Origin of the sequence: Clostridium sp. C8-1-8, assembly GCF_009928445.1 — a bacterium.
In the GTDB taxonomy this organism is placed as follows: domain Bacteria; phylum Bacillota; class Clostridia; order Clostridiales; family Clostridiaceae; genus Clostridium_AR.
Map to the genome: position 1 here is coordinate 1 of NZ_JAABNO010000024.1, position 13,167 is coordinate 13,167.

Here is a 13,167-nt window from a genome sequence, read left to right on the forward strand (position 1 = left end):
TTCTAATTGCTCGCTCATATAGCATCTCCTTCTTAACCACTTAATTTCAACAATATTCTTAAACATAGCCAAAAACTAATAAGACTAGCATAAAGAATAATATTGCAACAATATATATATAATATGATTGTATTACCCTTCTATAAATTATTGAAGACACTGCATCAGATTGAAAAACGACTTCTAAGTTACTTAGAAGTCGTTTTTTACTTTGTAGAAGGATATAAAATTTTTTGCTAGCTAAACCTAGCAATTTCGGTGTATCAGAAACAGATCTTTGGGTTAAATAGAAAAAATAAAACTATGAAGCCTGCCAGAATTTCTTAACATATATTCAGAAAAGACAGCTACGAAAAATCACACCGAAGAAACTGGCTTCGGTGTGATTTTCTATGTACTTTCAAGTAATACTATAATAACTATTCCAGGTTCATGTAATAATCTAATAAGTCTTCAATGGTTACTATACCTACAACTTTATCATCTTCAACTACAGGCATAGAGATAATATCATTTTTCCTTAAACGCTTGGCTACCACTTCAACATCTTCATTAGCTTGAGCTAGAATAATAGACTTTGACATAACCCAGTCTACAGGACAGTTTTCATAGTGGCCAGGGGTTATCATAAATCTATAAATATCAGCTTTTACGACCATTCCAACTAAGGCATTACTTTCATCCACTACAGGCATACCATTTAGGTTAAGTTCATCCATTATTTTCAATGCTTTGTCTATATCATCGTTTACCTTAAGTGTTTTAGTATTGCATTTTAATATACTTTTTATTTTCATGATATCATCTCCTGTTTAAGTGATTATATACTTTCATTTTACTACAAAAAAACATAGAAAAAAACATATATTCAGAAAATTTCGAATAAACAAGGTTGTAGAAATACATATTTTTACTATAGCAAATTATTACTGGTGTTATTTTGATATAAAGTTATAATTTTGATATACATATTTTGTAATATATTATATAATAAGCATGTATATTTTAGTTGTAGCAGAGTAGCCTCAAAATATCAATAAGGAGGAAACGCTTTGAAGTATATGTATAAGTTGAAGTATTTGATTATAATAATAATTTTCGGAATATTCAATTTTATGCTTTTTGGAATCTTTCAAGAGCCTGCTACTGAGAGAGAGCAAATAAAACCAGAGATAGTACTTATTTGCCATGTAAAGTCTAATCCTTACTGGCAATATATAAAGAATGGAGCGGAGAAGGCAGCGAAGGAAAGAAATGCAGTTGTAAAGGTTGAAGGACCTGACTATGCCAATGTGGATGAAGGACTTAAGCTTATAAATATGGCTTATGCAGCAAAGGTTAGCGGAATAATAACCTATGTACAGGAAGAAAGTAAGTATAACTCAGTGATCAATAAGGTTGTTGATAGTGGAATACCTATTTTGACCATTGATTCAGATGCTCAGCAAAGTAAACGTTTAGCATACGTTGGTACCGATAATATAGGTGCTGGAACTGAAGGGGCAAAAGAAATGATAAGACAAATAGGTACAGAAGGAAATATTGGAATAGTCATAGGCGGAAAAGAGGTAACTAATCAAAAAGAAAGAGTAGAAGGGTTTAAAAAGTATATAAACGATAACTCAAAGATTAATATAGTAAGTATAGAATCCTCTGACTCCTATCTTCTTGAAGCTGAACTGGCTGCTAAGAAGATTTTGACTAGTAATTATAATATAAAAGCGTTATTTTGTACCTCAGCACTTGATGGAGTAGGTGCGGCTAAGGCAGTATCAACTCTTGGACTTGTAGGAAAAGTAAAGATAGTAGCTTTTGATGATTTGCCTGAAACTCTTCAGCTTATTCAATCCGGTGTTATCTCTTCAAGTATTGTACAGAAACCGTATCTTATGGGATACAATTCAGTAAACATGATAATGGACATATTAGAAGGAAAGAAAGTAAATAAAATAAATTTAACTGATGTACAAGTAGTTGATAAAAATAATATAGACTCGTATAACAAAAAGCAAGGAGAGTAAAAGGATGAAGAATAGTTTAAGAAGAAAATTCATTATTTTTGCTCTCATTATTATTGTTCCTTTAGCTACAAGTAATATAACCGCAGTATTTACTAATAGAAAAATAAATGAGAATTATTCCATAATGTTAAGCAAGTTAAATACAATAAATGAAATAAAAAATCTTCTTAATGATTCAGCGGATAACTTTAATAAATATATTCAGACTAATAATGGACAATGCAAAAATGATTATGAAAGATATTTGGACGAGGCATTAAGCAAGGTTAATTCTCTTAAGGAAATTTCTGATGTTGAAAGTCAATATATCTTAAGAGATTTGATAAATACACTCTACAGCTATAAGGCTGAGGGAGATAAAACCATAGAACTTTACGGAAATAGAGGACCTATTGACACCTATTATGATCACTATGTTTCTGCCAAGGAGGTGCAGTCTTACTGCAATATTTATATAACTAATCTAACTGACAGTTATATAAGCTATAACGATAATATATATAAAAGTTATGAAGTTAAGGAACGTAATATAAACAAGATAATAATTCTATATATTGTTCTTGCTTTACTGATAAGTTCCTTATCTACATTGTTTTTTATAAAAAATATAAGTTTAAAGCTTAAGCAGTTAGTAAAGGCTTCTAAGAAGGTTGCTAATGGTGACTTTGAGCTTGTTGAAGGAGAAAACACAGGTATATATGAACTGGACTTATTATCAGAAGCCTTTAACAGTATGACAAAGGATATAAATATATATATAAGTTCTATAAAGAGAAATGCTGAGCTTGAACGTAAAGTGATAGATGATGAAATAACCATATTAAAATATGAAAATGCACTAAAATTAAGCCAACTAAAAGTTCTTCAATCGCAGATAAATCCTCACTTCTTATTTAACACTCTAAATTGTATAAATCAAACAGCCATAAAAGAAAATGCAGCAACTACCGAGGAACTTATAAAATCTGTAGCTGGAATATTACGATACAGCCTAACTATGATGGAAAGAAATGCAACTCTAAAGGAAGAAATAGATGTGGTAAAGCAATATATATTCATACAAAAGGTTAGATATGATGAGAGAGTTACATTTATACTGGATTTTAAAATTGATTTGACAAAGGTAAAAGTTCCAGGTATGACCCTGCAGCCTTTTGTAGAAAATGCTTTTATACATGGTATAGAACCTAAGGAAGAGGGAGGGAATATAGGGATATTTATATATGAAGAGGATGAATATACAATGGTTCGCATAGAAGATAGCGGTTGTGGAATTGATGAAGAAACGCTAACTAGGATAAATTCAGAAGAAAATTCTGGTGGACATATTGGACATACTACTGGAATGGGGATAAAAAGTGTAATTAATAGGCTAGAGTTGCTTTACGATGAGAAAAACTTATTCTCCATAGAAAGTAAAGAGGGGCTTGGTACAAAAATCTATTTAAAAATTCCTAAAAAGGAGTTGATATAGACATGGTAAAACTTCTTATAGCTGACGATGAAAAGTATGATAGAGAGGCTATTATAAGTATTCTAAATGGGGAATTTGGTAATAAGCTTGAGGTATTTGAGGCTCGTAACGGTAGAGAAGCTATTGAAGTATCTGAGCAATATAGGCCAGATATAGTAATAACTGATATAAAAATGCCTGGAATAAATGGAATCATTGCTATCGAAGAGATAAAAAGGTCTCTTCCTAATACTTATTTCATAATACTGACTGCTTATGACTACTTTGACTTTGCAGTTGAGGCTGTTAAGAATAATGTTAAGGAGTATATACTAAAGCCTTTTGGAAGATTAGAGCTTGTGGACAAAATAAGAAAAGCTATAACATATGTGGATAAAGAGAAAGCCAAGAGAAAAAGCGAAATTGAGAATGCAGAAAAACTTAATAATTTAATTTCAGCCATGGAAAATGAACTGAGTTATTATATATTAAGCAATACCTTTGAAGCCATAGATGAACAGATGTATAAGGATTATCTAAACTTAACTTTTGAGAACACCTGCTCTATGGTAATTGAAGTAGATGATAATACTGGACTTTGTAATAACCAAACTAAGAAAAAGATTGGAGAGTATATTAAAGGATATATTAATTTGAAGTATAGAGCTATAGGTACCTATAGGTTTACTAAGGAATTGGTCTATTTTATAGAAGCCCCTATGGATCGTAGTGATGAAGATAAAAAGATTACAGTGGTAAAGCTTGCAGTTGATATAAGAAAAGAAGTAAAAAGATTATTTGAGATTCCTATAAACGTAGGAATAGGTAGGTGCTATACTGGACTTTCTGAAATTTATACTTCCTACAAGGAAGCCTGTGCATCCTTAGATAAAAGAGGCGATAACAATATTTGTCATATTGATAATGTTAAGGAAAATCAAAATGATAGTGGCCATAATGTAGATAGTAATAAATTAATGCTATTTAAAGATATAGAAAAGTATATAATTGATAATATGGTAGAGGAGCTTGATTTAGATACTGTAGCTGCAAAGTTTAACTTGAGTTGTTATTATTTCAGCAGAACCTTTAAAGAGGTGGTAGGCTGTAACTTTTCAGATTATATAAATATAGTTAGGATAAAAAAGGCTAAAGAAATGCTTAAAGATAATTCGAAAAGTATAAAAGAAGTTTGTTTTTCTGTAGGTTATAACGATCCTAATTATTTTAGTAAGGTTTTTAAAAAGTACGAGGGACAAAGTCCTACAGAGTTTAGAAGATAGATCAGGGAGAGAGGAACTCCAAAGTACAACTTTATATATAGGTATCCAACTTCAACTATTAATTAATATATGTCCCATAATGCCCAGAAGCCGGGATTATCGAACATATATTAAGTTTTCGTAAAGAATACCTATACTATAGGACTGTTTATCTATGAGGTAACTTGATTAAAGCTAGAGGGCAAATAATATATAACAGTACCTATGTAGTAGTTTTATAAATTACTATATAGGTATTTTTTTGTCTTTAAAATTTCAACAATAGATTACTAGTACAAAGCAAGTAAATACCTTTAGTTAAACGTATTCACAAACTATAATAAGGCTGTGGTCAAAATCCAAAAACAGTGTGAAAAAAATTTACACTAACTTATAAAATAAGGGGGAATAGAAATGAAAAAATTACTTGCATCTATCTTAACCTTAGGCTTAGCGGTAACTTTAGCTGGCTGTGGAGGTACTGGTGGAAAGAAATCAGATTCAGCAGCTTCAAACAAGCAGCTTATAGGTGTAGCTATGCCTACTCAATCACTTCAAAGGTGGAATCAGGATGGAGCAAACATGAAATCTGAATTGGAGTCTAAAGGCTATAAGGTTGAACTTCAATATGCCAATAATGATGTTAATACCCAAACTCAACAGTTAGAAAACATGATAACAAAGGGGTGTAAGGTTCTAGTAATAGCTTCTATTGATGGATCTGCTCTTTCAGATGTACTTAAAAAGGCTGCTGACAATGGAGTAAAAGTAGTAGCTTATGACAGATTGATAATGAAGAGTCCTAATGTAGATTATTATGCAACTTTTGATAACTTTAAGGTTGGAGTTATACAAGGGCAATATATAGAAAAGCAACTTGGATTAAAGGATGGAAAAGGTCCATTTAATATAGAGTTATTTGGCGGTTCACCTGATGACAATAATGCTACATTCTTCTACAACGGAGCAATGAGTATATTACAACCTTATATAGACAATGGAAAGTTAGTTGTTTCTAGTGGACAAAAGGATTTTACTACTATAGCAATCCAAGGCTGGGATTCTGCTAAAGCTCAAGCAAGAATGGATAACTTAATTACTGCAAACTATGCAAAAGGCAAAAAACTTGATGCAGTATTATCTCCAAATGATAGCTTAGCAATAGGTATAGTAGCTTCTTTGAAAAATGCTGGTTATGGCAGTTCTGATAAGGCATACCCAATATTAACTGGACAAGACTGTGACAAGCCAAATGTTATAGCTATGATTAATAAGCAGCAATCAATGTCAATATTCAAAGATACAAGAACTCTAGCAACTAAAGTGGTTGAGATGGTTGATAGTTTGTTACAAGGTAAGGAAGCTTCCGTAAACGATACAAAGACCTATAATAACGGAAGTAAGGTTGTACCATCCTTCTTATGTGATCCTGTTTACGCTGATTCTTCTAACTATAAGCAAATACTTATAGATAGCGGTTATTACAAGGAAGCAGATTTGAAATAATAAAAAACAGTAGTAAATTTAGCCGAGTTACAGTGCTCGGCTTTATAAGCATAGCATGAAAACAGAAATAAATGTATCAAGATTGGAGGGGACAAGATGGAGGATTATATTCTTCAAATGAAAGACATAACAAAGACCTTTCCTGGAGTAAAGGCTTTAAATAATGTAAATATAAATGTAAAAAGAGGTGAAGTTCATGCTCTTATTGGAGAAAATGGAGCAGGGAAATCCACTCTAATGAATGTTTTAAGCGGCATATATCCTTATGGAACATATACTGGAGACATTATCTATGAAGGAAAAGAATGTAGGTTTACTAATATAAAGGATAGCGAGAAGCAAGGAATAGTAATAATTCATCAGGAATTAGCTTTAATTCCATATCTATCAATAGCTGAGAACATATTCTTAGGTAATGAAAGAGCAAAAAATAGTTTTATAAGCTGGCGTGAAACTAAAGATAAAGCAGCAGAAATGTTGAAGAGAATAGGTTTAAGTGAAAATCCCAATAAACAGATTATTGATATAGGGGTTGGAAAACAGCAGCTAGTAGAAATAGCGAAGGCTTTGGCTAAAAATGTTAAGCTTCTAATACTAGATGAGCCTACGGCAGCTTTAAATGAAGAAGATTCGGATCATTTGCTTAATCTTATGTTAGAACTTAAGCAGCAAGGAATTTCCTCAATACTAATTTCTCATAAGCTTAATGAAGTGGTAAAAGTAGCTGACAGAGTTACAGTAATTAGAGATGGAGCAACTATAGAAACCTTAGAAAATGATGGTGATATAAGTGAAGATAGAATCATCAAGGGAATGGTTGGAAGAGACTTAACCCATAGGTTCCCAGAACATACTCCGAAGATTGGAGAGGTGGTTTTCGAGGTAAGAGATTGGAATGTATATGATCCGTTGATACCTCAAAGAAGAGTAATTAAGGATATGAATATAAAAGTAAGAAAGGGAGAAATAGTTGGACTTTCAGGCCTTATGGGAGCAGGAAGAACAGAGTTTGCCATGAGTATATTTGGAAAGGCTTATGGTACTCATATTAGTGGGAAACTACTAAAAGACGGAAAGGAAATCACAATTAATAATATAAGGCAAGCTATAGAAAAGGGAATAGCCTATACTACAGAAGATAGAAAAACTGCAGGCTTAAATCTAATAGACAACATAAAGAATAACATAACTATAGCTAACTTATTTGGGATAAGCAGAAATTATGTTATAGACAAGGGAAGACAAACTAAAGTTGCTGAAGAGTTTAGAAGAAAGCTAAATATAAAAACTCCATCAATACTTCAAAACGTAGGTAATCTATCCGGTGGAAATCAGCAGAAGGTAGTCTTAAGCAAATGGATATTTACTGAACCAGATATTCTTATATTAGATGAACCAACAAGAGGAATAGATATAGGTGCAAAATATGAGATATATAAGATAATAAACGACTTAGCTGACAGCGGTAAGTCAGTAATTTTTATATCCTCAGAATTGCCTGAGATACTAGGAGTTTGTGATAGGATCTATGTTATTAATGAAGGAAAAATAGTAGGTGAGTTGGATAAAAAAGATGCATCTCAGGAATCAATAATGAAATGCATAATGAATAGTAATAGGGAGGTTATTTAGGATGCAAACAGTTCAAAAATCTGGAGAGAATACTAAGCACAATGTTGCGGATTTAATAAAAAATACTTTTAAGAGCAATGTAAGACAGTATGCAATGCTTATTGCATTGGTAGTTATTATAATTATATTTCAGGTTTTAACCGATGGAATACTGCTAGTGCCAATGAATGTAGCCAATCTAATACTTCAGAATAGTTATGTATTCATTTTAGCTATAGGAATGACTTTATGTATTTTGACAGGAGGAAATATTGATCTTTCTGTAGGTTCTGTATGTGCCTTCATAGGTGCGCTGCTTGGTACTTTTATAATAAGCATGAAAATGAGTACTGGTGTAGCTATAGTTCTTTGTCTAGTAGCAGGACTAATCATAGGTATATGGCAAGGTTTTTGGATAGCCTATGTAAGAATTCCGGCATTTATAGTAACGCTTGCAGGTATGCTTATATTTAGAGGACTTACGATTACAATGCTTAAGGGACTAACTTTGTCACCATTTCCAGAAAGCTTTCAAAAGATAAGTGGAGGTTATATACCAGATATTTTTAAAGGAACTGGTGGATTAAACCTAACAGCAATTATAGCAGGTATCATAATTTCTATAATTTATGCTATCTTAGAGGTAAGAAAATGGAGTCTAAGTAAAAAGAGTGAGTACGAAAGTAACTCCGTATATCTTTTAATAGGGAAGCTGGCAGTTGTAGTTTTGGCTACAAACCTAGTATTTTATTGGTTCGCAAAATACAAGGGAATACCTGTAATCTTTATAATAGTTTGTATATTGGTATTCATATACTCTTTCTTTGCAAACAACACTGTTCAAGGAAGATATCTATATGCTATGGGAGGTAATGAAAAGGCAGCAAAACTTTCAGGAATAAATACTAATAGGGTATTGTTCTTCTCTTATGTAAACATGGCAGTGCTAGGAGCAGTAGCTAGTATAGCCTTTACTTCAAGATTAAATGCAGCAGCACCTCAATCAGGTACAAACTTTGAGCTTGATGCAATTGCAGCTTGCTTCATAGGAGGGGCGTCAGCTTACGGTGGTGTTGGTACAGTAATAGGAGCTATAATAGGAGCACTTGTTATGGGTGTATTGAACAATGGTATGTCAATAATGGGAGTTGGCAGTGATATGCAGATGACCATAAAAGGTTTCGTACTACTGATGGCAGTAGCTTTTGATGTATTCTCAAAATCAAAGAGATAGTTTTTAGGAGGGGATAGCCCCTCCTTTTAATACGTGAATTAAGCTTACTACATGTTCATTTATTGTAATTCTTCAAGTCTAAACTCTATTTATATTGAGAAGGAACATCCTGAGGAGACTCATATTCATGTTTATTTTTAATATATATCCCGTCTTTATTTTTAATGACCTCAAATACTACAGGTACATTCATTGCACAATGCAAAATCCTACCTTTAGAATCATCAATAGTAAAGGAGTAATTCATATAAACAAATATTGAATCGTTGATTTTGTGTTGATTAATTTCATTAATTGACATATGAGGAGTTTCAACTTTGTCTGATTTTAGATCATTGTAATATAAATAGGCATTAGAACTTTTAAATACATTTTCAGATACATGCTTTTTTAGATTTTCACTATAACCATCAGGAGTTATATAAGTTTCTGAAACTAGGTTTTTTATATCTACATATTTGTTGATTTTATTTTTATTTAAATATTGAACAACTATAAATGCTAGAGTAGATAGCATAATTGCTAAGGTAAGCAGTGAAATAACTTTAAATTTGGTTGAAGCTTTAAGCATAACATTCCTCCTAGGATATTTTATAATAAAGATTTTTAAGTTATTAGTGACTGTATAAATATAATTATGTCACTTTTAAAAATAAGTTGCAATTTTTTTTACTAGGAGTAGAATATTATTTGTAAACCGGTTTACATTATATAGAATTGGAGGATAATTTATGAAAAAAACAAGATGCATAAAAGTCTTATTAACTTTATTATCGCTAACTATACTAATCTATCCATCTAAAAAATCATTTGCTCTTGAAAACAATGATGTAAGTAAAATAAAACAAAATATAAAACAATATTTCGGAAGTGAATTTGAATCGATAAAAAGTGGTCAAGCTATAGATGAATCTAAAATAATATATAATAATGAACTTAAGGAATTTACAAACTTAAGAAATTCTAGAGAGGTTTTATGGCATAGAAAGCTTAACAATAAATTATATTATTATAATATCGATATAAGGTATACTTCTCTTAATATTGATGGAGACATGGCAACTGTAAATTTATCTAAAGACACTGAATTTTCTTTTGAAAAAACGAAGGATAAGGTGTCTAAAGAGTTTAATAATAAGCATAAGATATCATTAAAAAAAGTGAAAGATTCATGGCAGATAGTGCAAGATAAAGATAATAGTGAAGAAATGGATGTAAGTCAAGATAATTTTGAAGCAAGTAATTTAATTGATTCAAATAATATTAATGAAAAAATTCAATCTTTAAAGAATAGTTTAGCTAATATAGATGAGGAAGTTAACCAATATATGAGACTTAAACAAAACAACATTGAGAAAAGTTTATCTAAGAAGCTAATAACAAATTTATCATCATTTGAAGGTCATACATGGCAAGTAGATTATAATCGTAGTGCTGCTATTAATTATGCTAGGAAGTGGGCTTATTCTAGAAATCCAGATTACACCAATTGCCCTGCAGATTGTACTAATTTTGTTTCTCAAGCAGTATATGCTGGAGCACCAAAAATGAATATTATAAGTAACTGGGCTACTACTAGTTTAATTGCTGGAAAGGCTTGGGTGTTAGTAGATAATTTTTGGAGTTTTTTAGTTAATAATACTGGTTCAGGTCCAATTGCTATGGATAATACTCATAATTTAGATATAGATTTAGGTGATGTTGTCCAATTATGGAATAACGATGAGGGATGCTATCACCATACCATAATTATCACGGATATGGATGACTATGGCGGATTGTATTACTGTGCGCACACAACTGATAGAAAAGATTATTCACTTGATCAAGCGTATGCAGGTGGTGCTTATAATTATGATAAGCAAAGAACTGCACATATATTTGGATATAATAACTAAAAATATACTAATCAGAGAAATCTCATGTAATATGTTTGCATGAGATTTTTTTGTGTGCCCAGCATGGGCAACAACTTGGCGGTGGAAGTCCGCTGTGCACTTGGTAGTGGGAACCACTAGCTAAGGGCAAGGGTGTCTATCGTGAGGTGGAATCTGAAGGAAGCCTAAGGCAAAGTCTCGGTCTGAGGGATACATCGCTTACAAAGATGAATTTCTAGGGCGATAACTTACATAGCTATATGTAACTGAACTATCAGAAGTCAGCAAAAGTCATAGTAACTCCGCTAATCGCGATAGCGGATGAAGGACTGAACTTTAGGGAGGTTTTCAAGTTTGAAAGTTTCGCAGAATACTCAAAAATTGCAGAAAACTAAATATTTAGACTCTAATGCCCAAGATAGGACGCAACTCGAAGATAAGCAAAGAGTGCAATTTTAAACAAAACTCTTACAAATAAATTCTTATAGGAAATAGGCTTAAAAAGCCTAATGCGTCAATATATTAAAATTCATTCAACTAAAAGAACCGCCGTGTACCAGAACGGTACGCACGGTGGTGTGAGAGGAGGCTGAATAAAATAATTATTAAGCTCCTACTCGATTTCGTGTGCCAGGATGAGCTTAATCTAGATCCCTTCAGTGATTTTTTGATTTGGAATTGCAAATAAGGATAATAAATTATACAAATCTAGACATTATATTATCTTTAGCCAAGAACTATAATTTACTTGTGTAAATGATTTCGAAGCTAAGGAGGATAAGTTATGGAATATCATCTAGCCATTGATATTGGCGCTTCTAGCGGAAGACATATCTTAGGTTATATACAAGATGGACAAATGAAGATAGAAGAAGTTTATAGATTTGAAAATGGAATAAGAAAAGTTGAGGATGAGTATTGCTGGGACTTAAAGAGTTTATTTGAGGATATAAAAAAAGGTATACATAAGTGTAAAGAACTTGGCAAGCTTCCTAAAAGTATAGGTATAGATACTTGGGCAGTTGATTTTGTACTGCTAGATGAAGAAGACAATGTTCTTGGCAATACTGTAGCCTATAGAGATGATAGAACAGAAGGTATGATGGAAAAAGTATTTGAAGTAATACCTCAAGATATGCTTTATCTATATACTGGCATACAGTTCCAAAGATTCAATACAATATACCAGTTGATGGCAATTAAAGATAAAAAGTCAGAAATATTGGACAAGGCAAAGACCTTTCTAATGATTCCAGATTATTTAAACTATCTTTTAACTGGAGCAAAGGTAAATGAATATACCAACGCTACAAGTACTCAGTTAGTTAATTCCTTTGATAGAAACTGGGATGAAAAGATATTAGCTGAGCTAGGCATTGATAAATCCATATTCCAGGAAATAAAGCTGCCTAAAACTATTATTGGAACTCTTAGAGAAGAATTAGTTAATGAGTTTGGCTTTGATATGGAGGTCATACTTCCAGCTACTCATGATACTGGATCAGCGTTTATAGCTTCAGTATGTAACGATAATGACAGTGTTTATCTAAGTTCGGGAACATGGTCGCTTATGGGAGTAGAAAACCATTTTCCTATATGTGTACCCCAATCAATGGATTATAACTTTACCAATGAAGGTGGAATAGATTATACATTCAGATTCTTAAAGAACATAATGGGACTTTGGATCATTCAAGAAGTTAGAAGAAAGTATGATAATAAATACTCTTTTGCAGAACTAGTTGTAAAAGCTAGAGAAGCTGATTACTTCACTTCAATAATAGATGTAAACCATGACAGATTTTTAAATCCAGAAAATATGATTGAAGAGATAAAGGCTTACTGCAGAGAAACAAATCAAAAGGTTCCAGAAACAGTTGGAGAAGTTGCTTTCTGTGTGTTTAATAGCTTAAGTGCTAGCTATAAAGAGTCAATTGGAGAACTAGAGGAGATTTTTGAAAAAGAATATAAGAAGATAAATGTTTTTGGAGGAGGCTGTCAGAATGAGCTTCTAAATGAACTTCTTGCAAAGGTAACTAAGAAAGAAGTACTAGCAGGTCCAGTAGAAGCTACAGCTATAGGAAATATAGTAGCACAGCTTTTAAGCTATAAGAAGGTAGCACATTTGGAAGAGGCAAGAACTCTTATAGAAAAATCTTTTGAAATAAAGACCTATATGCCTTAAATCTAATAATATTTTTAA

10 protein-coding genes are annotated in these 13,167 nt (G+C 32.0%); 8 read left to right on the forward strand and 2 right to left on the reverse strand.

Annotated elements, in window-relative coordinates:
- Positions 1 to 419: 419 nt before the first annotated feature.
- Entirely contained in the window at positions 420 to 797 is a 378-nt protein-coding gene (locus tag GXK57_RS19565) for a CBS domain-containing protein (protein ID WP_160679572.1), read from the reverse strand.
- A 264-nt stretch (positions 798 to 1,061) separates the two neighbouring features.
- On the opposite strand from GXK57_RS19565, the gene GXK57_RS19570 reads away from it, so the two are divergent.
- From GXK57_RS19570 to mmsB, 6 genes are all read left to right on the forward strand, one after another.
- Positions 1,062 to 2,021 carry a substrate-binding domain-containing protein gene (locus GXK57_RS19570; RefSeq protein ID WP_160679710.1) on the forward strand — a complete coding sequence of 320 codons (960 nt, stop codon included), beginning with the start codon at positions 1,062 to 1,064 and terminating at the stop codon, positions 2,019 to 2,021.
- Positions 2,022 to 2,025: 4 nt separating this feature from the next.
- A complete protein-coding gene (locus GXK57_RS19575; RefSeq protein ID WP_160679574.1) occupies positions 2,026 to 3,495 on the forward strand; it encodes a histidine kinase in 1,470 nt (489 codons plus the stop codon).
- A 2-nt stretch (positions 3,496 to 3,497) separates the two neighbouring features.
- Entirely contained in the window at positions 3,498 to 4,757 is a 1,260-nt protein-coding gene (locus GXK57_RS19580; RefSeq protein WP_160679576.1) for a helix-turn-helix domain-containing protein, read from the forward strand.
- 393 nt (positions 4,758 to 5,150) lie between these two features.
- On the forward strand, positions 5,151 to 6,242 hold the full coding sequence (gene chvE / locus GXK57_RS19585; protein ID WP_160679578.1) for a multiple monosaccharide ABC transporter substrate-binding protein: 1,092 nt from the start codon (positions 5,151 to 5,153) through the stop codon (positions 6,240 to 6,242).
- Between the two features lie 96 nt (positions 6,243 to 6,338).
- A complete protein-coding gene (mmsA, locus tag GXK57_RS19590; protein ID WP_160679580.1) occupies positions 6,339 to 7,874 on the forward strand; it encodes a multiple monosaccharide ABC transporter ATP-binding protein in 1,536 nt (511 codons plus the stop codon).
- A gap of 1 nt (position 7,875) precedes the next feature.
- Complete coding sequence (gene mmsB, locus GXK57_RS19595) at positions 7,876 to 9,087, forward strand: multiple monosaccharide ABC transporter permease (RefSeq protein WP_160679582.1); 1,212 nt, start codon at positions 7,876 to 7,878, stop codon at positions 9,085 to 9,087.
- 85 nt (positions 9,088 to 9,172) lie between these two features.
- Here the strand turns inward: mmsB and GXK57_RS19600 are convergent, their stop codons facing one another.
- Entirely contained in the window at positions 9,173 to 9,658 is a 486-nt protein-coding gene (locus GXK57_RS19600) for a hypothetical protein (RefSeq protein WP_160679584.1), read from the reverse strand.
- A gap of 160 nt (positions 9,659 to 9,818) precedes the next feature.
- Here GXK57_RS19600 and GXK57_RS26390 point away from each other — a divergent pair, with 160 nt between their 5' ends.
- Together GXK57_RS26390 and rhaB are read left to right on the forward strand one after the other, a co-directional pair.
- On the forward strand, positions 9,819 to 10,985 hold the full coding sequence (locus GXK57_RS26390; protein ID WP_202127755.1) for an amidase domain-containing protein: 1,167 nt from the start codon (positions 9,819 to 9,821) through the stop codon (positions 10,983 to 10,985).
- A gap of 763 nt (positions 10,986 to 11,748) precedes the next feature.
- On the forward strand, positions 11,749 to 13,149 hold the full coding sequence (gene rhaB, locus GXK57_RS19610; protein ID WP_160679586.1) for a rhamnulokinase: 1,401 nt from the start codon (positions 11,749 to 11,751) through the stop codon (positions 13,147 to 13,149).
- Positions 13,150 to 13,167 lie beyond the last annotated feature (18 nt).